Here is a 22,057-nt window from a genome sequence, read left to right as displayed (position 1 = left end):
ATGGCCGCCGTAGAGGCGAAATCATGAAGACAACCATCGAATTGCCTCTCCTGCCATTGCGTGATGTTGTGGTTTATCCGCACATGGTTATCCCGCTGTTCGTGGGGCGCGAGAAATCCATCGAAGCCCTCGAAGCTGCGATGACGGGCGACAAGCAGATCCTTCTGCTGGCTCAGAGAAACCCTGCTGACGACGATCCCGGTGAAGACGCACTTTATCGCGTAGGTACCATTGCTACCGTTCTGCAGCTGCTCAAGCTGCCTGACGGCACGGTCAAGGTTTTGGTCGAAGGCGAGCAGCGGGGCGCTGTTGAGCGTTTCAGCGAAGTGGACGGCCACTGCCGTGCCGAAGTTTCATTGATCGACGAAGTCGACGCGCCGGAGCGCGAGTCGGAAGTGTTCGTCCGCAGCCTGCTGGCTCAGTTCGAACAATATGTGCAGCTGGGCAAGAAAGTCCCGGCTGAAGTCCTGTCGTCGCTCAACAGCATCGACGAACCGGGCCGCCTGGTCGACACCATGGCCGCGCACATGGCCCTGAAGATCGAGCAGAAGCAGGAAATCCTCGAAATTATCGATTTGTCGGCCCGGGTCGAGCACGTTCTGGCGTTGCTGGATGCCGAGATCGACCTGCTGCAAGTCGAAAAACGCATTCGCGGTCGCGTTAAGAAACAAATGGAGCGCAGTCAGCGCGAGTACTACCTGAATGAGCAGATGAAGGCCATTCAGAAAGAGCTCGGCGACAGCGACGAAGGCCACAACGAAATCGAAGAGCTGAAAAAGCGCATCGATGCCGCTGGGCTGCCGAAAGATGCCTTGGCAAAAGCCCAGGGTGAACTGAACAAATTAAAACAAATGTCGCCAATGTCTGCGGAAGCGACCGTGGTCCGCTCGTACATTGACTGGCTGGTTCAGGTGCCGTGGAAGGCCCAGAGCAAAGTGCGTCTGGATCTTGCGCGCGCTGAAGACATTCTCGATGCGGACCACTACGGTCTGGAAGAAGTCAAAGAGCGGATTCTCGAATACCTCGCCGTGCAAAAACGCGTTAAGAAAATTCGTGGTCCGGTGTTGTGCCTGGTCGGTCCTCCGGGGGTGGGTAAAACCTCGCTGGCGGAGTCGATTGCTCACGCCACTAACCGCAAATTCGTCCGTATGGCCCTCGGCGGCGTACGCGATGAAGCGGAAATTCGTGGTCATCGCCGTACTTATATCGGTTCGATGCCAGGAAGATTGATTCAAAAGATGACAAAAGTGGGGGTCCGCAACCCGCTGTTCCTGCTCGATGAAATCGACAAAATGGGCAGTGACATGCGTGGCGATCCGGCGTCGGCGTTGCTGGAAGTGCTTGACCCTGAGCAGAACCACAACTTCAACGATCACTATCTGGAAGTCGACTACGACCTGTCCGATGTGATGTTCCTTTGCACTTCCAACTCCATGAATATTCCACCGGCGCTGCTGGACCGGATGGAAGTGATTCGTCTGCCGGGTTACACCGAAGACGAGAAGATCAACATCGCCGTCAAATACCTTTCGCCTAAGCAGATTACTGCCAACGGCTTGAAAAAAGGCGAGCTGGAATTCGACGCCGAAGCGATCCGCGACATCATCCGCTACTACACCCGCGAAGCCGGTGTACGGGGGTTGGAGCGCCAGATTGCCAAGGTTTGCCGCAAGGCGGTCAAAGAGCATTCACTGGAAAAACGCTTCTCGGTGAAGGTCACGGCCGAGATGCTGGAACACTTCCTGGGTGTGCGCAAATTCCGCTACGGTCTGGCTGAATCGCAGGATCAGATCGGTCAGGTGACCGGGCTGGCGTGGACTCAGGTCGGTGGTGAATTGCTGACCATCGAAGCCGCCGTCGTGCCGGGTAAAGGCCAGTTGATCAAAACCGGTTCTTTGGGTGACGTGATGGTCGAATCGATCACAGCGGCACTGACCGTTGTCCGCAGTCGCGCGAAGAGCCTGGGGATTCCCCTGGACTTCCACGAGAAGCGCGACACGCACATCCACATGCCGGAAGGGGCGACCCCGAAGGACGGCCCTAGCGCCGGTGTAGGCATGTGCACGGCTCTGGTGTCGGCATTGACCGGGATTCCTGTGCGTGCGGACGTTGCCATGACTGGCGAAATTACGCTGCGTGGTCAGGTGCTGGCGATTGGTGGTCTGAAAGAAAAACTGCTCGCTGCTCACCGCGGCGGGATCAAGACCGTGATCATTCCTGAAGAGAACGTACGCGATCTGAAGGAAATTCCTGACAATATCAAGCAAGATCTGCAGATTAAACCGGTTAAATGGATTGACGAAGTCCTGCAAATTGCGCTGCAATACGCGCCGGAGCCCTTGCCCGATGTAGCTCCAGAGATAGTTGCAAAGGATGAAAAACGCGAGTCTGACTCTAAGGAAAGAATTAGCACGCATTAATACGCATTTGCCTGGGGGGCTTGTTGACAGCTTTTTAGAGCCCTTGTTATAAAGCGGCTCTTAAGTGTCTGTAGGCCATTCAGCACTCGTTTTTGCTTTCACCAAAAAACTTAGAATCATACTCAAATAGATATAAGGGGACTTAGAGTGAACAAGTCGGAACTGATTGATGCTATCGCTGCATCCGCTGATATCCCGAAAGCTGCTGCTGGCCGTGCGCTGGACGCTGTAATCGAATCCGTCACTGGCGCTCTCAAGGCTGGCGACTCTGTTGTTCTGGTTGGTTTCGGTACTTTCTCCGTCACTGATCGTCCAGCTCGCATTGGTCGTAACCCACAGACCGGTAAGACACTGGAAATCGCAGCTGCTAAAAAACCAGGTTTCAAAGCCGGTAAAGCACTGAAAGAAGCTGTTAACTAAGTTCGACTCAGGTTTTTGCCTATCCGGGTCGGGGTCATGCCTGACCTGGCAGCGGAGCGGTAGTCCAGTCGGCGAGTCGCCGATTCGAGACGCCGAGGCTCGCAAGTTCGAGTCATCGGTCCGCTCCGCCAGTTACGAGAAGGCGCATCCTCGGATGCGCCTTTCTTCTATCCGGATTCTACCCACGCTCCACGGTTGCCTAATTTTGAAGTTCAACCGTTTCTGGGGGACGCATGCTGCAGAATATCAGGGACAATTCACAAGGCTGGATTGCCAAGACCATTATCGGGATCATCGTTGTTTTGATGGCGTTCACCGGTATCGAGGCCATTTTCCAGGCTACGACCAACAGCCAGGATGCGGCCAAGGTCAATGGTGAAGAAATCAGCCAGAACGAGCTGAGCCAGGCGGTCGATATGCAACGCCGTCAGCTCATGCAACAGCTGGGCAAGGATTTCGATGCTTCGTTGCTCGACGAAAAAATGCTGCGCGAATCGGCTCTTAAAGGCTTGATCGATCGCAAGCTGCTGCTGCAAGGCGCAGACGATTCGAAATTCGCCTTTTCCGAAGCCGCTTTGGACCAAGTGATCCTGCAAACACCTGAATTCCAGGTTGACGGCAAGTTCAGCCCTGAGCGTTTCGACCAGGTTATTCGCCAACTCGGCTATAGCCGCATGCAATTCCGCCAGATGCTGGCTCAGGAAATGCTGATCGGTCAGCTGCGCGCTGGTCTGGCGGGTAGCGGTTTCGTCACCGACGCACAGGTTCTGGCATTCGCCCGTCTGGAAAAACAGACCCGCGATTTCGCTTCCCTGAACGTCAAGGTTGATCCGGCGGCTGTGAAGCTGACCGACGATGAAGTCAAAGCCTATTACGACGAACACGCCAAGGAATTCATGACGCCGGATCAGGTGGTCATCGATTACCTCGAGTTGAAGAAGGCTTCCTTCTTTGATCAGGTCAGCGTCAAGGACGAAGACCTGCAAGCGGCGTATCAGAAAGAAACTGCGAACCTGTCCGAACAACGCCGGGCCGCGCACATTCTGATCGAAGTGAACGACAAGATGACCGAAGCGCAAGCCAAGGCCAAGATCGAAGAGATCCAGGCACGTCTGGCAAAAGGCGAGAAGTTCGAGGCTCTGGCCAAAGAGTTCTCCCAGGATCCTGGTTCGGCGAACAACGGCGGTGACCTCGGCTATGCAGGTCCCGGTGTCTACGATCCAGCCTTCGAAACAGCGCTGTATGCGTTGGCCAAGGATCAGGTCTCGGCGCCGATTCGCACCGACTTCGGCGTTCACCTGATCAAGCTGTTGGGCGTGGAAGCACCTGAAGTGCCGACGTTAGCCAGTTTGAAAGACAAGCTGACTCGTGAGCTGAAAGCCCAGCAGGTCGAGCAGCGTTTCGTCGAGGCGACCAAGCAACTGGAAGACTCGTCGTTCGAAGCCTCCGATCTGGCTCAGCCGGCGCAGGACCTGAAGCTGACCGTTCACACGTCCAAGCCGTTCGGCCGTGAAGGTGGCGAAGGTGTTGCGGCCAACCGTGCCGTGGTCACTGCTGCGTTTAGCCCTGAAGTGCTGGATGAGGGTGCCAACAGCACCGCCATCGAGCTCGATCCGGAAACCGTGATCGTGCTGCGCGCCAAGGAGCACCTGAAACCTGCGCAACTGCCGCTCGAAAGCGTTGCTGCCAGCATTCGCGTGCAATTGGCCAAGGAACACGCGAGTGCTACCGCCAAGACCAAGGCTGAGGAGCTGATTGTCAGCCTGCGCGATGGCAAGACACCGCTGGACAAGGCGATCGACGGCCAGAACTGGAAAGCAACCCAGGCAGCCACTCGTGGCCAGGAAGGGGTTGACCCAACCGTGTTGCAAGCGCTGTTCCGCATGCCGAAGCCGGCAGCCAAGGACAAGCCGACCTTCAGTAACGTGACCCTGGCCGATGGTAGCCTGGTGATCGTGCGTCTGAATGCCGTGAACGAAGCCGCTGCGCCGACCGAAGAAGAGAAGGCTCAATACCGTCGCTTCCTCGCCTCACGCATTGGCCAGCAAGACTTTGCGGCTTACCGCAAACTGCTGGAAAGCCAGGCTGAGATCAAACGCTTCTGATACCTGACTGAGCTTGTCGCGACATAAAGACCCCAGCCGAAAGGCTGGGGTTTTTTATGAGCGAAACAAAAGCAGGGTGGGTTACCCGTCGCCTGAGTATTTACCGTGCGACTTTTTCCTGTAAATGACAGTCACTAGACGTGTAACTGTTTTAAGACACTAATCGATACTCCGCTAAGCATCGATCTGTTGCACAATACGCCCCGGACCGTTTTCCTCAGGATGTTCAATGTTTAAATCATTTCCCATGCGTGTTGCCGGGCTGGCGTTGGTGCTGGCCGCCGCTGCCGGCTGCTCGTCGAAGAAAGCCCCAATCTATGAGCATGAGAACTTCGATGACTCCGGAACGTTTTCGCGCAGCTACCCGGTGACTGATACGCAGACGTGCGAAGCTGCCCGTCGGGCGTTGCTCAGCCAGGGCTACATCATCACCAGCGCCGACCCGAAACTGGTCAGCGGACACAAAAGCTTCCAGCAGACCGGCGAGACCCACATGGAGATCAGCTTCAGTGTGGTCTGTGCCGATGATGGCAGTGAGGGGCGCCACGCGACGATGTTCGCCAACGCCCTGCAGGACCGTTATGCGCTGAAGAAGACCAACAACTCCGCCAGCGTTGGTGTGGGCGTGCTGGGTTCGGTGTCGATGCCGATTGGCTCGTCCGACGACTCGATGGTCAAGGTTGCCAGCGAAACCGTATCGTCGCCCAAGTTCTACGAGCGTTTCTTCACCCTGGTCGAGTTATTCCTGCCTCCGGAAGCAAAAAAGGCCGCGCACATCCAGGAGAAGCCGAAACCCGATCTCGGCGTGCCTGAAGCCAAGGCCGCACCGGCTCCGTTGGCGCCGACCCCGGCACCTGCGGCAGAACCTGCGCCGGCACCTGCCGAAGCTGCTCCAGCAGCCTCTGAGCCGGTCGCACCGCCGCCCGAAGCCGCTCCGATTGCTCCAGCCGAGAACACCGAGCCGGCACCGGCACCGGCCACGGAAACTGTCACTCCGCCGCCACAATCAAGCCTCCCTCCACCCACCGAGCCTATTTCGCCCAATCCTGTTTCAGGCCAGTAATCGGGTGCTGGCGCTGCGGGATCGGGTCAGTGACACCGATTGTGCAGCGACTTTCAAGATTGATCCACGTCAACTCAGGCCGTAGTCCTACGGCCTGTATCGAAAAAATCCTGTGATAAATTCCTGACGGGCTGCTACGTTTTATTAAGTAGCCGTTGAGCGGCGTGCCTGCGTCATTTTTCTTTCACGTGGGCACTTTATGCTCGGGGTGCTGGTCATTTATTCAGGCGTTTTTTTCAACGAGTTGGGGGAAATTAAAAATGGACGAATATCAAGAAGAGTTGCTCGAGTATCAGGCGTTTGAACTGGACCCGCTGGAACCAGCCGAAGACGCTACTGAGCTGTAAGCGTCAAGCGGATTGGCGATGACTGCGGCGAAACTCGCCGGGTGTCTGGCTGCTCCAGCGTTTGAAGGCGCGTTGAAACGCTTCGGCTGAGGCAAAGCCCAGCAGGTAGGCGATTTCTCCGAACGCCAGTTCGGTATCGCGGATGTAGGTCATGGCCAGGTCGCGACGTGTGTCGTTGAGAATCGCGCGAAATTGCGTGCCTTCTTCGGCAAGTTTGCGGCGCAAGGTCCAGGTTGGCAGCTTCAGGCGTGCCGCCACTTCTTCCAGGTCGGGTTCCCGGCCACCATTGAGTAACGGCCCCAGTAACTGAGTGATTCGTTCACGCAGGCTGCGGGTGCGTGTCAGTTGCTCCAGTTCCCGTTCACACAGTTGCAGCAGGTGTCGCCAAGTGCTTGGGCAATGTTCCGGGTTACGCTGTGCGAGGCTGGCAAGGCTCAAGCGCAGTTGATTGTGCTCGCAGCCAAAGTGGATCGGGCAGTCACCCAGCACCTCATAAGCCGTGCGGTAATCCGGTTCCTCAAACTCGATCTCAATGCGTTCGGCCCGCAACGGGGCAGGGCTTATGCTGGACAATTGCTGTAACCAGCCAGCGATGATCGAATCCACCACGAAGCGGTTGTAGGCGTTGTAAGGGCTGATGGAATAGAACCGCAGCCAGGCACCTTGGGCGTCTTCGTGGAAGCTCGATTGACCGCGATAGTTGGAGCCATATAAGGCTTCGAAGCGAATCAGGCAGCGAGCGGCTTCTCGCACCGTTGGCGCCTGGGCGGCGGTGACCCCGGCCAGGCCGGCTTGGCTCAGGCGACTGAGCTGACCCATGCGCAAACCCAGTGCCGGGTTGTCGGTCAGTTGAATGGCGCTATGGCCCAGGCGCATGTAGCGCGGGATCGAGAGCCGGGCGCCTGCTTCGCTCAGGCGAGCCGCGTCGAGGCCGTATTGTTCGAGCAGCGTCTGCGGGTCTACACCGTGGCTGCGCACCGCGTCGGCCAAGCTATGAACAAAGCCCACCGACAAATCACCGAGACGCATCGGCAACGGTTTCATCGGTTACAACCAGAGGTTCAGCAAACGCGCGCCACGGGTATTGCCGTCGGCGAACTGCTGCCCGTTTCTGCTGAGAAAACTTTGACCAGCGCTGCCCTGATCCCAGAACTGACCGCGCAGGAACACGCTCATGCCGGCGATTGCCTGGCTGCTGGGTGGTTGAGCGGTGAGCGTCAGACGATGCCAGGCCTGGCCTTCACTGAGCTCCCCGGCCTTAAGACTGACGGAGCCAGGCGTCGACAACCCCTTGTAACCACGCCACGGTTTGTCCCAGGTACCACGCCCGATCACAAACGCCGGGACCGCGACGAACTGCGCACCCTGGCTGTCGAGCTTGCGGTAATTATCCGGGTACCAGCTGTCGCTGCCGATCAGCACACCCAGGCGTCCGGCCGGGGTGTCGACGACGTTGAGCTTATGTTCGCCATTGGCCGCGATGACTTCATGTTCATCGAAAACCGGATGCATCTGACGCTGGGGCTGGCCGATCGGCAGGCCATCGCGGCCGAACACTACGCTGCTGTTGTACAACGCGCCGCTGCCGATTTTCAGGGTGCCGTCGATGATGCGAGGCTCGGGCAGCACGATGGAGCCCGCCACCAGGGTCACATGGAATTCTTTCGCCAGACCACCAAACAGCGCCTGGTAGTCCTTGGCCATGCCTTTGGCTTTCATACGCAGGTGCGCGTCGTCCAGACGGCTGTCGCCCTTGGCACTGATCAGTGCGCGGACGAACTTCAGTGGATTGCTGACCGCTAGCCAGTTCATGGCCTCTTTGAGCGTGGTGGCTTGGTACAGCTCATCTTTCTCGCCGCTGACCATCAGCCAGGTGCCGACATGTTCGGGCAGTACAACGATGGTTTTTTCATTCAGCAGGCCCTGGTCCTGCGCCTTCTGCAAATAGGCCGCCAGCTTGCGGTGCAAGCGCTCCGGGCTTTGGTAGTCGGTGGGAAACAGCTCGGGCTGGATGCCAAGCAAATTGCCGCGATCAGCGGGTGTGCCTTGGTCGACCGCAAGATTGATCCGCAGGTCTGACAGGTAATGACCCACCGGACGGTCCGCGGCCCACATTGCGTAGGTCGTAACGGCGGCAATCAATGCCATGGAAAAGGTCAAGTACAGAAGTTTGCGCATGGGAAAGCAGTTTACAGCCTTGTGCAGGTTCATGGTTTTGCATTCAGATTTGCATCGAGCCTACGGCAAAACAACGGGTTGGCGAAAGGATTCGTCCTCATCCTCAGCACTTTTTTCGTTTCAAACCGCCATGTGCATGTCATGACTGCCAACTATTTTCAGGGCCTGTTTGCGTAGGCGCGGGGGAGTCGGTATTGCAGCGTATTAGCGCTGTCTAAAAACAGCCCTCTTATAGCGCGTGTCGCGCTTGGCGCGCTGACTTGAAGCATGACGTTTCACACTCCGCCGTCCTGCACGCTTAAACAAGCAAGAAAGTCGACGGCTGTGCCGGAGTTTCCCTGCGAAAAGAGCAATAGTGGGTGGCCTTACGGATTGGCCTGGTATTTGCTTTTGATTTCCCATCTGAATGTCGCAGTTGGGGATGTGAATGTCGCGCGCGAATGGCCAACGATGAGACCGGTGACATGGGGCGATGGATCAATAGTTTTATCGACCATCTGGACTCGGTTGTCGGGCAAGTGGTGAAGGCCAATCGCAACGTCGGCACCACCAATCAGATGATGTTGAGCCGCAGCCACGAAGCCAGTCTGACTTCCGCAGAAGTCGCCGAAGCTGTGCACCACATGATGATCATCGTCGAAGATCAATTGGGCGAGATCCAGCAAGCTTCTGTCAGCGCTGAACAAATGAAGCAGGCAATGGATGAAGTCGTCACGCGTGCCCGCGAGCAATTTCTCGCCGTGCAGGCAGGCACGCAGTCTATTCGGAATGTGGTCGAACGTTCTTCTTCGAGCGTGCAGTTGCTAGACAGTCGCATGACCCAGATCGGCAACATCACCGGCCTGATCAGCGACATCACCAATCAAACCAGTTTACTGGCACTCAATGCCGCCATTGAAGCCGCACGCGCGGGTGAACATGGGCGAGGTTTTGCGGTGGTCGCCGATGAGGTCCGGAGTCTCGCCTCACGCACATCACGTGCTGCCGACGACATTCGCCAGATGGTCGAAGGCCTGCAGAACGAAACGCAAAGCCGTCAGCTTCATGGAGGAGGGTGTCAAAGACGTCGATAACAGCCTGCGCCTGGCCGAAGATGCATCTTCGGAAAACGTGCAGTTGCATCAAGCCGTGGAAAGTATGTTTGCGATCATTCAGCAACTCAACAATCGCAGCCTCGGCTACGGCAAGACGATCAAGAAGGTCGACCAATCCTCCACTGAGATGCGCCAGACGGTGGTGGTGCTGCAGAGCAGCGCGGAAACCGTGAGGCTCAATGCCAACAAACTGCAAAAGTTAGTGGGGCAGTTTGAGGTGAGTAGCAACAATGAACGAGGTGCGGCCGCGTGAAGCCGGGTGACTTCTGACCTCTAAACCATCGTGATGTCCTTTAGGCGACATCTACTGGGTTATTAGCGTTAGTCGGTAAACCGCAGGCGCGTTAGAGTCGTCAGGACGCTCCTGGCAAACCCGGATGATCCTGATGACACGCCCTCGTTTCTTACCCGACAACTTCACCCTGACCCTGATCGGTGTGGTCACTCTCGCCAGCTTGCTGCCCGTCAGCGGTCAGGTCGCGGTGGGTTTTGGCTGGTTGACCAACATCGCCATTGCCCTGCTGTTTTTCCTGCATGGGGCCAAACTGTCGCGCGAGTCGATCATCGCCGGGGCGGGCCACTGGCGTCTGCATTTGCTGGTGTTCGGTTTGACCTTTGTGCTGTTCCCGCTAATCGGCCTGGCGCTCAAACCGTTGCTGTCGCCATTGATCGGCGACGATCTGTACTTGGGCATGCTGTACCTCTGCGCGTTACCCGCAACGGTGCAGTCGGCGATTGCTTTTACCTCGCTGGCTCGCGGAAATATTCCGGCGGCGATTTGCAGTGCGGCGGCGTCCAGCCTGTTCGGGATTTTCCTTACGCCGTTGTTGGTAACGATGCTGTTCAATGTGCATGGCGAAGGCGGCTCGACCCTCGATGCGATTGTGAAGATCAGCGTGCAACTGTTGCTGCCGTTCATTGCCGGACAGATCGCGCGGCGCTGGATCGGCGCCTGGGTAGGGCGCAACAAGAGTTGGCTGAAGTTCGTTGATCAGGGCTCGATTCTGTTGGTGGTGTACGGTGCGTTCAGCGAAGCGGTGAACGAAGGCATTTGGCACCAGGTCCCGCTCCGGGACCTGGCCGGGCTGGTGCTGGCCTGCTGTGTGGTGTTGGGGTTGGTGCTGGTGGCCGCCACCGTGTTGGGCAAAGCCTTTGGCTTCAATCAGGAGGACCGCATCACCATCCTCTTCTGTGGTTCGAAGAAAAGCCTGGCTACCGGTGTGCCGATGGCTCAGGTGTTGTTCGCTGGCAGCACCATCGGTGTGCTGATTCTGCCGCTGATGCTGTTCCATCAGATACAGCTGATGGTCTGTGCGGTGCTCGCGCAACGCTATGCCAATCGCCAGGAATCGGTGGCCAAACTAATGGGGCAAGTAGATCCTTGACCAGCAGGGCCGGGTGACCGGCCTGTTCAATTGGATTCATTCCAGCCGCATGCCGGCACTTGCCATGGGGCGCTGCACATTTGGATCATTAAGTTGTCAGTTACGGTCATTGAGTGGCGGCGGCGCGACTCTTAGTCTGTCCAGCATGACTGACGGGGGCCGTAGAGCTCCTGCACTTTTTCCGTGATCGCTCGATGTGGAGTTACCGATGGCCGCCGCTCATTACCCGCACCTGTTGGCCCCGCTGGACCTGGGTTTTACCACACTGCGCAACCGTACCCTGATGGGTTCGATGCACACCGGTCTTGAGGAAAAGCCCGGCGGTTTCGAGCGCATGGCGGCGTACTTCGCCGAACGTGCCCGTGGCGGCGTTGGCCTGATGGTCACCGGTGGTATTGGCCCGAACGATGAGGGCGGGGTGTACTCCGGCGCGGCCAAACTGACCACTGAGGAAGAAGCGCTCAAGCACCGGATCGTCACCCGCGCGGTGCACGAGGCGGGCGGCAAGATCTGCATGCAGATTCTTCACGCCGGCCGTTATGCCTATAGCCCGAAACAAGTCGCACCGAGCGCCATTCAGGCGCCGATCAACCCGTTCAAGCCAAAAGAGCTGGACGAGGAAGGCATCGAGAAACAGATCAGCGATTTCGTTACCTGTTCGACCCTGGCGCAACAGGCCGAGTACGACGGCGTCGAGATCATGGGTTCCGAAGGTTATTTCATTAACCAGTTCCTCGCGGCTCACACCAACCATCGTACTGACCGCTGGGGCGGCAGCTATGAAAACCGTATGCGCCTGCCAGTGGAAATCGTCCGCCGGGTGCGCGAAGCGGTAGGCCCGAATTTCATCATTATCTTCCGCTTGTCGATGCTCGATTTGGTGGAAGGCGGCAGCAGCTGGGAAGAAATCGTGACCCTGGCCAAGGCCATCGAACACGCCGGCGCGACCATCATCAACACCGGCATCGGCTGGCACGAAGCACGGATCCCGACCATCGCCACCAAAGTGCCGCGCGGCGCTTTCAGCAAAGTCACGGCCAAGTTGCGTGGCTCGGTGAGCATTCCGCTGATCACCACCAACCGCATCAACACCCCGGAAGTCGCCGAGCAGATTCTGGCCGAAGGCGATGCCGACATGGTCTCGATGGCGCGGCCATTCCTCGCCGACCCGGACTTCGTCAACAAGGCAGCCGCCGGCCGTGGCGATGAAATCAACACCTGCATCGGTTGCAATCAGGCGTGTCTGGATCACACCTTCGGTGGCAAGTTGACCAGTTGCCTGGTGAACCCGCGCGCCTGCCATGAAACCGAACTCAATTACCTGCCGGTGCAGCAGATCAAAAAAATCGCTGTGGTCGGTGCCGGTCCTGCGGGTTTGTCCGCGGCTACCGTGGCCGCCGAGCGCGGGCATCAGGTGACGCTGTTTGATTCGGCCAGCGAAATCGGCGGCCAGTTCAACATCGCCAAGCGCGTGCCAGGCAAGGAAGAGTTCTTTGAAACCCTGCGCTACTTCAACCGCAAGCTACAGACCACCCACGTCGAGGTGTGCCTGAACACCCGCGTCGATGTGGCGCAATTGGTAGAAGGCGGTTACGACGAGATCATTCTCGCCACCGGCATCGCCCCAAGAACCCCGGCGATTCCGGGCGTCGAGAACGCCAAGGTGCTGAGCTACCTGGACGTGATCCTTGAGCGCAAACCGGTGGGCAAGCGCGTCGCGGTGATCGGCGCCGGTGGTATCGGATTCGACGTGTCGGAGTTTCTGGTTCACCAGGGCGTGGCCACCAGCCAGAATCGCGAGGCGTTCTGGAAGGAGTGGGGCATCGATACGCATCTGCAAGCACGCGGCGGTGTCGCCGGCATCAAGGCTGAACCCCATGCACCGGCTCGGGAAGTGTTCTTGCTGCAACGCAAGAAATCCAAGGTCGGCGACGGCCTGGGCAAGACCACCGGCTGGATTCACCGCACCGGTTTGAAGAACAAGCAGGTGCAGATGCTCAACAGCGTCGAGTACCTGAAGATCGACGACGAAGGTTTGCACATCCGCATCGGTGAAACCGGCGAGCCGCAAGTGCTGCCGGTGGACAACATCGTGATCTGCGCCGGGCAGGATCCGCTGCGCGAATTGCAGGAGGGGCTGGTGGCGGCCGGGCAGAACGTGCATTTGATTGGCGGCGCGGATGTGGCGGCGGAGCTGGATGCCAAGCGCGCGATCAACCAGGGGTCGCGTCTGGCAGCTGAACTCTAAAACTCCCACATCCTGTAGCAGCTGGCGCAGCCTGCGTCCGGCTGCTACAAGGTTTGCGTTGGCTGATAGACTGGCGTCTTTTCCGTCTGCGCAGAGCCGATGCTTTCTCTTCCAGCCAACTGGCTATCTAAGCCCCTGCTCGAACCCCTTCATCTCGGCTGGCTGACCAAAGCCGGCATCGAAGTCGCGATCCTGCGCCTCGACCAGATCGATCCACTGATCAGCGGCAACAAGTGGTTCAAACTCATCGAACATCTGAAAACCGCTGACCGGATCGGTGCCAAAGGCATCATCAGTCTCGGCGGTGCCCACTCCAATCATCTGCATGCACTGGCCGCCGCGGGCAAACGTTTTGGCTTCACCACCGCTGGCCTGCTGCGTGGACATCCACAAGAAACGCCGACGGTGAAGGACTTGCAGGCATTCGGCATGCAGCTGCATTGGCTGGGTTATGGCGGTTATCGAGCGCGGCACGAGCCGGGTTTCTGGCAACCCTGGCAGGCGCAGTATCCCGATCTGCATCCGGTGCCGGAAGGTGGCGGCGGATTGCAGGGAGCAAAGGGCTGCATGCAGCTGAGGACAAGGGTCAGCGAGCAGCTGAACGGTCTGGGCTGGAACGACTACGACGGCTGGTGGCTGGCCTGCGGAACGGGCACGACCCTGGCCGGTCTGGTGCTGGCCGAGGCGGGCGAACACCCGGTGTATGGCGCGTTGGCCGTGCCCGACGATCATGGGGTGGCGCAGCAAGTCGAGTCGATTGTACGAGAGGCCGGTTTACAGGATCGCGCTTATGAATTGTTCGACGCCAGCCGTGGTGGCTTTGCCAAAGTCGATCCGCTGTTACTCGAATTCATCGATCAGACCGAACAGGCCAGCGGCATTCCCCTCGAACCGCTGTACACCGGCAAAGCAATGTTGGCGTTCAAGCAGCACGTCGAAGCGGGAACGTTTGCTCGTGGGACACGCCTGATCTTCATCCACACCGGCGGTTTGCAGGGCCGCCGGGGTTTCCAGTGAGCGGCGGAATTTAGCCGCGCTTGGGCATCATCCGCAGCAAGGTGTTATCGCGCACCACATAGTGGTGATAAATCCCCGCCAAGGCATGCAGGCCGATCAGCCAATAGCCGATAGTGCCGCCGAGTTCATGCCAGCCCTGGATCTGCTTGGCCAACGCCTTGTCTTCGGCGACCAGCAACGGCAGGTCAAAGCCGTAGAACATCACTTGATGGCCTTTGGCGCTGGTGACCAGCCAGCCCAGAATCGGCATGGCGATCATGAAAATGTACAGCGCCCAGTGCATCAATTTGGCCAGCACGGTTTGCCACTGAGGCGAGGCCGGGAAGATTTGCGGTGCCGGGCCCAGGCTGCGAGCAAACAGCCGCAGCCAGACCAATACAAATATCGTCAAGCCCAGCATAAAGTGCGATTCGGTGATCAGCGTGCGGCCGCCACTGCCTTTTGGAAAGATCCCGCGAAATTCGATACAGGCGTAAACCAGCGCCAGCAGGACCAGCATCAGCCAATGCAGCGCGACCGATACGGTGCTGTAGCGTGAGTCGGAATTCTTCCAGGGCATACGGTGTTCCTCACAGGTCAGGTCGAGCCACCGTTCTTGTTCGACGGTGTGCGCTAACTGTAATCCGCTTTGGTGGATTTGCCTGTGGCTATTTGGACGTTCACTGCTCTGGATCAGGTGATCGACCAAAAAAAAGCGCCAGTTGCGTTAAGGCACTGGCGCTTTTTTATGAGGCGATAGGTGCAATCAGTGGGTTTGCGGCATCTCGCCATTGGCCAGACGCTTATTGATATCAGCGATCACTTCCGGCAAATCGGTGATGGTGTCGATCATGTAGTGCGGCCGCGAGCCTTCGAACATTGCATGGATGCGTTTACGTTCGCTGGCCAGTTTGTCGCTGCCCAGGGCCTGATAACCTTCGTAGTCCAGGCCCAGCGCGTTGCCCGAACAGATCAGCGCCACGGTCCACATGCCGGCACGGCGACCTTCGAGAATGCCCGGCACGGTGTCGTCGATCTTCACACAGGCCGCGACATCATCGATGCCCAGGGCAATCACGTTGGCCAGCGCCTGGGCCGGCCATGGACGACCGTTGGGCACTTCGTCGGTGGCGACCACGTGGTCGGCAACGTAACCGTTGGTGGCGGCCAGTTCGACAACCTTGTCCATGACCTGTTTCGGGTAACCGGAGCAGGAACCGATCTTGATCCCTTGCTGGCGCAGGTTGGCGATGGTGTCCAGCGCGCCGGGAATCAGCGCCGAGTGCTCGGCGATTTTCTCGATCTGCAATGGCATGAAGCGTTTATAGATGGCGGTGACGTCATCATCGGTCGGCGTACGGCCGAACACCGCGCGATAACGTTCGGCCACTTCTGGTTGATCGCACAGGGTGCGGATGTGGTCCCACTTGCCCATGCCCATCGGCCCGCGGGCTTCTTCAATCGAGACTTGGACGTCGAACTCGGCGAAAGCTTCGACAAAGATCTGCGTTGGTGCGAAGGAGCCAAAGTCGACCACAGTGCCGGCCCAGTCGAGGATGGCGGCTTGGAGTTTGGTTGGGTTTGTATAGTTCATGGTGATCAAATCCTGTGGCAACTGATTAATAGGAGAGCCGCTTTTGGTGGGAGCGGGCTTGCTCGCGAAGGCGGTGTGCCAGCCGGCATCACTGTTGAATGTCAGTCCGCTTTCGCGAGCAAGCCCGCTCCCACAGGGATTGGTGGTGATTCAGATTTCGAGGACTTCCATCTCGCGCAGTACTTCGGCGACCGCCGCCACCGCCGCGTGCATCTCGGCCTGGTTGACGTGGCCGATGCAGCCGACGCGGAAGGTTTCGACCTGGGTCAATTTGCCGGGGTAGAGGATGAAACCCTTGGCCTTGACGCGTTCGTAGAACTCCTTGAACTGGTAGCGCGGATCTTTCGGTGCATGAAAAGTGACGATGATCGGCGCCTGAATGGCGGCGGGCAGGAAGCTGCGCAGTCCGAGCTTGGCCATGTCATCGAGCAACACCTGGCAGTTGTTGGCGTAGCGCTGATGCCGGGCGGGCAAACCACCTTCTTCGTTGTATTGCAGCAGGGCTTCGTGCAGCGCGGCGACCACATGGGTCGGCGGGGTGAAGCGCCATTGACCGGTCTTGGCCATGTAGGTGTGCTGGTCAAAAAGGTCCATCGCCAGCGAGTGCGAGTTGCCGGCGGCATTCGCCAGCGCTTCTTTGCGAGCGAAGACGAAACCCATCCCCGGCACGCCTTCCAGGCATTTGCCCGAGGCGGCGATCAGCGCGTCGAACGGCACCCGTTGCGCGTCGATCGGCAGGGCACCAAAGGAGCTCATGGCATCGATGATCAGGCGTTTGCCATGCTGCGCGATAACGTGGGCGATTTCCGGCAGCGGGTTGAGGATGCCGGTGCTGGTTTCGCAGTGAATCAGCGCGACGTGGGTGATGCTGGCGTCGGCGCGCAGCAGGCGGTCAACGTCGGTGGCGGTGGTCGGTTCATCTTCGGCAGTTTCAAAGATGCTGAAGGAGCGGCCGAGTACTTCGCAGATTTTCGCCAGGCGTTTGCCATAGGCGCCGTTGATCAGCACCAGGACTTTGCCGTCGCGGGGCACCAGCGTACCGATCGCCGCTTCGACCGCGAACGTGCCGCTGCCTTGCAGGGGCACGCAGTGGTGGCTGTCGCCGCCGTTGATGATCGCCAGCAGTTGCTCGCAGAGGCTGGCGGTCAATTGATTGAAGCGGTCATCCCATGAACCCCAGTCGACCATCATCGCCTGACGGGTGCGGGCCGATGTGGTCAATGGGCCGGGGGTGAGCAGGATGGGTTCGGCGGTACTCATTCTCGTGTCCTCGCAATCGATGGGATGAAGCTACGGTGCTTAAATTGCAATTTGCCGTGCTATCAATCAAATTGTTTGTTGTTATGCCAGCCATCAGTGAGAGTTATTCATGAACCTGTTCCAGCTCCGCGCATTCGATGCGGTGGCCCGCGAGGGCAGCTTCACCCGGGCCGCTGCGCGACTGTTCATCAGCCAACCGGCGGTCACCGGCCACATCAAGGCGCTGGAGGAGCACTACCAGATCACCTTGTTGCGGCGCACCGCGCGACGAGTGGAGCTGACGGAAGAGGGCACCAAACTGGCCGCGATCACCCGGGCGATGTTCGGTCTGGCCGAAGAAGCGCAGGTGATGCTGGAAGCAAACCGGCAGTTGCTGACCGGTCGCCTGGAAGTGGCGGCAGACGGGCCGCACATGGTCATGCCGATGCTCGCCAGCCTGCGCGCGCGCTATCCCGGCATTACCGTGAACCTGCGGTTGGGCAATGCTCAGGAAACCCTGGCGGCGTTGTTGTCGGAGCATGCCGACGTCGCGGTGCTGACTGAGGTCGAACCGCGCAAAGGCTTGCATCTGCAAGGTTTAAGCGAGTCACGAATTTGTGCCTTGGTGCCTGAGGGGCATCCATGGGCGCAGATGTCGAAGGGCGTGCCGCTCAAGGCGCTGGATCAAGTGATCATGGTGTTGCGCGAGCCAAGCTCGATCACCCGGCGCACCTTCGACGAGGCCTGCGCGACGGCGTTGGTCAATCCAAGGGTGTTGCTGGAGCTGGACAGTCGTGAGGCGGTGACCGAAGCCGTCGCCGCAGAGTTGGGGGTTGGCGTGGTGTCGTCGGTGGAAGTCAGTCACGACCCGAGGGTGGTGGCGGTGCCGATTATTGGCGAAGGGTTGGTCAATCGGCACATGATTGGCTGCATGGAACGGCGGCGGGATTTGCGCTTGATACAGGCGTTTTTCGGGTTGGCGCCCGCCTTGTAACCGAGGTGCGCCCATCGCGAGCAGGCTCGCTCCCACAGGGATTTTGTGAGCGCTGGAGATCCAATGTGGGAGCGAGCCTGCTCGCGAAGGGGCCGGGCCTGCTTATGCCAGACTCTCGCGAACCATCTCCAGAAACGTCGCCACCACCCGCCGCGAACTCTGCTCGCGCAAGCACACCAGTGTCTCGGTCAATCGTCGTTTGCAATCGGTAATCGGCAACGCGCAAACCCTCGAATCCGCACCGAACTCGGCAGCCGATACCACGCCGACACCAATCCCTACGACCACCGCTTCACGCGCTGCTTCCCGACCTTCAACCTGAATCGCCGGCCGAATGCGAAACCCGGCCCGGGCCATTTCCTCTTCCAGCGTCTGGCGCGTCACCGAGCCGATTTCCCGCAGCACCAAAGGCGTGTCGTCCAGATCCGCGAGGCAAATCGACTCACGGTCGGCCCACGGATGATGGCGGGAAACGAACGCCACCATCGGGTCATTGCGCAGCGGCAACGAAATCAATCGTTCGTCGCTGACCTCGCGCCCCAACAACGCCAGATCGGCCTGGTAGTTGAACAACCGAAACAGCGATTCATCGGTGTTACCGGTTTCGATTTTCACGCTGATGCCGGGGTAGCGCTCACAGAACCGCGCGATCTGCGGCAGCACGTGCACCGGCGCATCGACGGCGAGAATCAGGCTGCCGGTCTGCAGCGCCTGAGACTCCTGAAGCAACTCTTGAGCCTCGGCCTCGATGACGAACAGCCGCTGAGTAATGCTCAGCAACCGCTCGCCCAGATCGGTCAGGCGCACCGAGCGTTTGTTGCGGTGGAACAGCAGCACACCGAAACGCTCTTCGAGTTTTCGCACTTGGTCGGAAATCGCCGGCTGGGTGAGAAATAGCCGCGCGGCGGCTTTGGTAAAGCTTCCGTGCACGGCCACGGCGTGGAAGGCTTTGAGCTGGGCGTGGGAAACCGACATCGAAACCTCCAGTAACAAGCTGAGCTTATATTGGAAATACGATAAATCGATTTCACTTATTAATCAGTAATTGTTTTTATCGACATCAGCCCCGGTGACTGGTCAGTCGAACAGCGTCGGCGGCCATGAGCCTGTGCGTGCAACAGCAGGACTCATCTGACCGATATCGCCTCAGGGAAGCAGCGATATCGAAGTGCTCAACAATAAAAAAACAGGCGTTATTTCTCAATTTCTGCCGGCACACTCACACCCTGAGGTCAGAACCACAATGAACAAGCACATCGGCACCATCAAACGTTGGCGCGTACAGATCTTCGCGATCACCTGGCTCGCTTACGCCGCGTTCTATTTCACCCGCAAAGCCTTTGCCGTAGCAAAACTGGGGATCGCCGAAGACCCCGACTTCATGCTCGACAAAATGGCCATGGCCAACCTCGACGCCATCTACCTGACGGCCTACGCCATCGGGCAATTCACTTGGGGCATCCTTGCCGACCGCTTTGGCCCGAGGGTCGTGGTGTTTGGCGGGTTGCTGATTTCAGCGGCGGCAGCCTTGGTGATGGGCAGTTTCGCGACGTTGCCAATCTTCGCCACCTGCATGCTGATTCAAGGGTTCGCGCAGTCCACCGGCTGGTCCGGGCTGTGCAAGAACCTCGGCAGTTTCTTTCCCGCCGAGCAGCGCGGGCGGGTGCTGGGCTTGTGGAGTTCCTGCTACGCCTTTGGTGGTCTGGTGGCCTCGCCGTTTGCCGGCTGGTGGGCGTATACGCTGATCGGCACCTGGCATGCGGCGTTCTTTTCCAGTGCGGCGGTGGTGGGGCTGGTCGCCGTGCTGTTTTTTATTTTTCAGCGCAACAAACCCGAAGACGTTGGCTTGCCGGCGGTGGAACCGGAGCCGCAACTGACGGCGCAAGAGGCCGACGCGCAAAGCAAGATCAGCATGCTGGAACCATTGAAAGAAATTCTGCGCAACCGCACCGTGCTGGTTCTGGGCCTCGCGTACTTTCTGCTGAAACCGGCGCGTTACGCGATTCTGCTCTGGGGCCCGGTGATCGTTTTTGAGCAAATGCCCTCGGTGGGCAAGGTCGGCGCGGCAATCATTCCGACCGCGTTTGAGCTGGCCGGATTGCTCGGGCCGATTATGCTGGGCCTGGCTTCGGACAAACTGTTCGGCGCCCGACGCATGCCGGCGTGTGTGCTCAGCCTGTTGGCGTTGACCGTGACCCTGGCATTGTTCATGGGCGCTCTGCAAACCGGCAGCGTGATGCTGGTGGTGGCGCTGCTGTTCGTCATGGGCCTGACCCTGTACGGACCGGACTCGATGATCAGCGGCGCGGCAGCGATCGATTTCGGCACCGCCAAGGCGGGCGCAACCTCGGCCGGCTTCGTCAACGGCTGCGGCTCGGTCGGGGCGATTCTCGGCGGGTTGCTGCCGGGCTACTTCGACTCGGTCACCGTGTTCATTATCTTCGCCGGCTGCGCCTTGTTTTCAGCGCTGGTGCTGATCCCCTATTGGAACAGTCGCCCCGCGGGCCTGCGTGCAGAAAGTGCATTCGTGCCTAACCGGCCGATGAGCGTCAAACCCCTGCGTACCTGAGGAAACACCGATGAGACCTTTCTGGCTGGAACAGGCGCTGGCGGCCGAGTCCTGCGCGCCGTGCGAACCCTTGGCGGGCGACACCCGCGCCGACGTCTGCATTGTCGGTGGTGGTTACACCGGGCTGTGGACCGCGATCATGCTCAAGGAACAGAACCCCGAACTGGATGTGCTGCTGATCGAGGCCGATATCTGCGGGGCCGGCGCCAGTGGGCGAAACGGTGGCTGTGCGCTGTCGTGGTCGGCCAAGTATTTCACGCTGGAAAGGTTGTTCGGTGTCGAGGAGGCGGTGCGGCTGGTCAAGGAATCCGAGCGCAGTATTTATGCCATCGGCACCTTCTGCGAACAGTACGGCGTGGACGCCGATTACCGCCTCGACGGTACGCTCTACACCGCCACCAACCGTGCCCAATGCGGCTCGACCGACGCCGTGATCGCGGCGCTGGAGCGCAATGGCATCAATTCCTTCACCCAGAGACCGCTAGCGGATGTACAGCGCATGGCCGGTTCCAGCAAACACCTGGAAGGCTGGTTTTCTCCGGCGGCGGCAAGCGTGCAGCCGGGCAAACTGGTGCGCGGCTTGCGCCGGGTCGCCTTGCAACTCGGTGTGAGGATTCATGAGCACACCGCCATGACCGGGTTGGAGGAGGGCAAGCCGGCAGGGATTCAAACCCCGAACGGCACCATTCGCGCGGACCGCGTGGTGCTGGCGATGAATGCCTGGATGGCCCGGGCGTTTCCACAGTTCGAACGCAGTGTGGCGATCGTTTCCAGCGACATGCTGATCACCGAACCGCGCCCTGATCTGCTTGATGAGATCGGTTTGACCAGCGGCGTCACCGTGCTCGACTCGCGGATTTTCGTGCACTACTACCACAACACCCCGGACGGCCGGATCATGCTCGGCAAGGGCGGCAATACCTTTGCTTACGGCGGGCGAATGTTGCCGGTGTTCGATCAGCCGTCGCCGTATGCCGGTTTGTTGCGGCACAGCCTGAGCGAGTTCTTTCCGGCGTTTGCCGAGGTCAAGGTCGAGGCAACCTGGAACGGTCCGTCTGATCGCTCCGTCACCGGTTTACCGTTCTTCGGCCAGATGAGTGCCAGCGGCAATGTGTTTTACGGTTTCGGATACTCCGGCAGCGGGGTTGGCCCGTGTCATATGGGCGGGCAGATTCTCGCCTCAATGGTCCAGGGACTGGACAACGCCTGGACCCGTTCGCCTCTGGTCAACGGCCCCTTGGGCTTCTTTCCACCGGAGCCGATTCGTTACCTCGGCTCACTGATGGTGCGCAACGCCATCCGCCGCAAGGAGCGCGCCGAGGATCACGGGCGCCAACCCCGGCATCTGGATGTGCGTCTGGCGAAGTTCGCGGCGGCTGCAGGCAAGGCCGACAAGGGCTGAGTG

The 22,057-nt window shown here is 59.1% G+C and carries 17 protein-coding genes and 1 pseudogene; 12 read left to right on the top strand and 6 right to left on the bottom strand.

All coding sequences use genetic code 11. From position 1 onward, the window contains the following. The first annotated feature begins 23 nt into the window (after positions 1-23). From lon to ACYZTX_RS21240, 4 genes are all read left to right on the top strand, one after another. A complete protein-coding gene (gene lon, locus ACYZTX_RS21255) occupies positions 24-2,420 on the top strand; it encodes an endopeptidase La (protein ID WP_462035718.1) in 2,397 nt (798 codons plus the stop codon). Positions 2,421-2,567: 147 nt separating this feature from the next. After that, on the top strand, positions 2,568-2,840 hold the full coding sequence (locus ACYZTX_RS21250) for an HU family DNA-binding protein (RefSeq protein ID WP_002552737.1): 273 nt from the start codon (positions 2,568-2,570) through the stop codon (positions 2,838-2,840). 233 nt (positions 2,841-3,073) lie between these two features. Then, positions 3,074-4,945 (top strand): SurA N-terminal domain-containing protein, encoded by a 1,872-nt coding sequence (locus ACYZTX_RS21245; RefSeq protein ID WP_462035717.1) that lies wholly within the window; start codon positions 3,074-3,076, stop codon positions 4,943-4,945. Between the two features lie 229 nt (positions 4,946-5,174). Further along, positions 5,175-6,008, top strand: a complete 834-nt coding sequence (locus ACYZTX_RS21240) for a DUF2242 domain-containing protein (protein WP_462035716.1) — start codon at positions 5,175-5,177, stop codon at positions 6,006-6,008. Between the two features lie 350 nt (positions 6,009-6,358). Here the strand turns inward: ACYZTX_RS21240 and ACYZTX_RS21235 are convergent, their stop codons facing one another. Both ACYZTX_RS21235 and ACYZTX_RS21230 read right to left on the bottom strand, forming a co-directional pair. After that, on the bottom strand, positions 6,359-7,399 hold the full coding sequence (locus ACYZTX_RS21235) for an AraC family transcriptional regulator (protein WP_462035715.1): 1,041 nt from the start codon (positions 7,397-7,399) through the stop codon (positions 6,359-6,361). Positions 7,400-7,402: 3 nt separating this feature from the next. Beyond that, positions 7,403-8,533, bottom strand: coding sequence for a carbon-nitrogen hydrolase family protein (locus tag ACYZTX_RS21230; RefSeq protein ID WP_462035714.1), 1,131 nt, complete (start codon positions 8,531-8,533; stop codon positions 7,403-7,405). A 440-nt stretch (positions 8,534-8,973) separates the two neighbouring features. On the opposite strand from ACYZTX_RS21230, the pseudogene ACYZTX_RS21225 reads away from it, so the two are divergent. The 5 genes and pseudogenes from ACYZTX_RS21225 to ACYZTX_RS21205 all read left to right on the top strand — a co-directional run. Next, positions 8,974-9,508, top strand: a pseudogene (locus ACYZTX_RS21225) (methyl-accepting chemotaxis protein); the annotation flags it as partial. Between the two features lie 69 nt (positions 9,509-9,577). Beyond that, on the top strand, positions 9,578-9,880 hold the full coding sequence (locus ACYZTX_RS21220; RefSeq protein WP_462035713.1) for a hypothetical protein: 303 nt from the start codon (positions 9,578-9,580) through the stop codon (positions 9,878-9,880). 133 nt (positions 9,881-10,013) lie between these two features. Next, the gene (locus ACYZTX_RS21215; protein WP_462035712.1) at positions 10,014-11,012 is read left to right on the top strand and encodes a bile acid:sodium symporter family protein; all 999 of its coding nucleotides are present in this window, start codon (positions 10,014-10,016) and stop codon (positions 11,010-11,012) included. Between the two features lie 208 nt (positions 11,013-11,220). Further along, entirely contained in the window at positions 11,221-13,260 is a 2,040-nt protein-coding gene (locus tag ACYZTX_RS21210; protein WP_462035711.1) for an oxidoreductase, read from the top strand. 99 nt (positions 13,261-13,359) lie between these two features. After that, complete coding sequence (locus ACYZTX_RS21205; protein ID WP_462035710.1) at positions 13,360-14,277, top strand: 1-aminocyclopropane-1-carboxylate deaminase/D-cysteine desulfhydrase; 918 nt, start codon at positions 13,360-13,362, stop codon at positions 14,275-14,277. A gap of 10 nt (positions 14,278-14,287) precedes the next feature. On the opposite strand, the gene ACYZTX_RS21200 is transcribed toward ACYZTX_RS21205, so the two are convergent. The 3 genes from ACYZTX_RS21200 to ACYZTX_RS21190 all read right to left on the bottom strand — a co-directional run bounded on the left by ACYZTX_RS21200 (position 14,288) and on the right by ACYZTX_RS21190 (position 17,110). Further along, complete coding sequence (locus ACYZTX_RS21200) at positions 14,288-14,836, bottom strand: cytochrome b (RefSeq protein ID WP_462035709.1); 549 nt, start codon at positions 14,834-14,836, stop codon at positions 14,288-14,290. A 186-nt stretch (positions 14,837-15,022) separates the two neighbouring features. Further along, positions 15,023-15,850 (bottom strand): phosphonoacetaldehyde hydrolase, encoded by an 828-nt coding sequence (gene phnX / locus ACYZTX_RS21195; protein ID WP_462035708.1) that lies wholly within the window; start codon positions 15,848-15,850, stop codon positions 15,023-15,025. Positions 15,851-16,000: 150 nt separating this feature from the next. Next, entirely contained in the window at positions 16,001-17,110 is a 1,110-nt protein-coding gene (locus tag ACYZTX_RS21190) for a 2-aminoethylphosphonate--pyruvate transaminase (protein WP_462035707.1), read from the bottom strand. A gap of 109 nt (positions 17,111-17,219) precedes the next feature. On the opposite strand from ACYZTX_RS21190, the gene ACYZTX_RS21185 reads away from it, so the two are divergent. Next, positions 17,220-18,083 carry a LysR substrate-binding domain-containing protein gene (locus ACYZTX_RS21185; protein ID WP_462035706.1) on the top strand — a complete coding sequence of 288 codons (864 nt, stop codon included), beginning with the start codon at positions 17,220-17,222 and terminating at the stop codon, positions 18,081-18,083. A gap of 102 nt (positions 18,084-18,185) precedes the next feature. Here ACYZTX_RS21185 and ACYZTX_RS21180 read toward each other — a convergent pair whose 3' ends face one another. Further along, entirely contained in the window at positions 18,186-19,058 is an 873-nt protein-coding gene (locus ACYZTX_RS21180; RefSeq protein ID WP_282376486.1) for a LysR family transcriptional regulator, read from the bottom strand. 268 nt (positions 19,059-19,326) lie between these two features. Here ACYZTX_RS21180 and ACYZTX_RS21175 point away from each other — a divergent pair, with 268 nt between their 5' ends. Continuing rightward, the gene (locus ACYZTX_RS21175) at positions 19,327-20,652 is read left to right on the top strand and encodes an MFS transporter (RefSeq protein WP_462035705.1); all 1,326 of its coding nucleotides are present in this window, start codon (positions 19,327-19,329) and stop codon (positions 20,650-20,652) included. A gap of 10 nt (positions 20,653-20,662) precedes the next feature. After that, positions 20,663-22,054 carry an FAD-dependent oxidoreductase gene (locus ACYZTX_RS21170; protein ID WP_462035704.1) on the top strand — a complete coding sequence of 464 codons (1,392 nt, stop codon included), beginning with the start codon at positions 20,663-20,665 and terminating at the stop codon, positions 22,052-22,054. The last annotated feature ends 3 nt before the right edge of the window (positions 22,055-22,057 follow it).

Source organism: Pseudomonas sp. MDT1-17, from assembly GCF_054898105.1.
Note: the sequence above shows the minus strand (reverse complement) of the source record. Positions and strands in the feature narration are given on the sequence as shown.

What these genes read in the sequence shown, in the direction of transcription:
- lon (WP_462035718.1), top strand. Translation starts at nt 24, where the DNA reads ATGAAGACAACCATCGAATTGCCTCTCCTGCCATTGCGTGATGTTGTG.
- ACYZTX_RS21245 (WP_462035717.1), top strand. Translation starts at nt 3,074, where the DNA reads ATGCTGCAGAATATCAGGGACAATTCACAAGGCTGGATTGCCAAGACC.
- ACYZTX_RS21240 (WP_462035716.1), top strand. Translation starts at nt 5,175, where the DNA reads ATGTTTAAATCATTTCCCATGCGTGTTGCCGGGCTGGCGTTGGTGCTG.
- ACYZTX_RS21235 (WP_462035715.1), bottom strand. Translation starts at nt 7,399, where the DNA reads ATGAAACCGTTGCCGATGCGTCTCGGTGATTTGTCGGTGGGCTTTGTT.
- ACYZTX_RS21230 (WP_462035714.1), bottom strand. Translation starts at nt 8,533, where the DNA reads ATGCGCAAACTTCTGTACTTGACCTTTTCCATGGCATTGATTGCCGCC.
- ACYZTX_RS21220 (WP_462035713.1), top strand. Translation starts at nt 9,578, where the DNA reads ATGGAGGAGGGTGTCAAAGACGTCGATAACAGCCTGCGCCTGGCCGAA.
- ACYZTX_RS21215 (WP_462035712.1), top strand. Translation starts at nt 10,014, where the DNA reads ATGACACGCCCTCGTTTCTTACCCGACAACTTCACCCTGACCCTGATC.
- ACYZTX_RS21210 (WP_462035711.1), top strand. Translation starts at nt 11,221, where the DNA reads ATGGCCGCCGCTCATTACCCGCACCTGTTGGCCCCGCTGGACCTGGGT.
- ACYZTX_RS21205 (WP_462035710.1), top strand. Translation starts at nt 13,360, where the DNA reads ATGCTTTCTCTTCCAGCCAACTGGCTATCTAAGCCCCTGCTCGAACCC.
- ACYZTX_RS21200 (WP_462035709.1), bottom strand. Translation starts at nt 14,836, where the DNA reads ATGCCCTGGAAGAATTCCGACTCACGCTACAGCACCGTATCGGTCGCG.
- phnX (WP_462035708.1), bottom strand. Translation starts at nt 15,850, where the DNA reads ATGAACTATACAAACCCAACCAAACTCCAAGCCGCCATCCTCGACTGG.
- ACYZTX_RS21190 (WP_462035707.1), bottom strand. Translation starts at nt 17,110, where the DNA reads ATGAGTACCGCCGAACCCATCCTGCTCACCCCCGGCCCATTGACCACA.
- ACYZTX_RS21185 (WP_462035706.1), top strand. Translation starts at nt 17,220, where the DNA reads ATGAACCTGTTCCAGCTCCGCGCATTCGATGCGGTGGCCCGCGAGGGC.
- ACYZTX_RS21180 (WP_282376486.1), bottom strand. Translation starts at nt 19,058, where the DNA reads ATGTCGGTTTCCCACGCCCAGCTCAAAGCCTTCCACGCCGTGGCCGTG.
- ACYZTX_RS21175 (WP_462035705.1), top strand. Translation starts at nt 19,327, where the DNA reads ATGAACAAGCACATCGGCACCATCAAACGTTGGCGCGTACAGATCTTC.
- ACYZTX_RS21170 (WP_462035704.1), top strand. Translation starts at nt 20,663, where the DNA reads ATGAGACCTTTCTGGCTGGAACAGGCGCTGGCGGCCGAGTCCTGCGCG.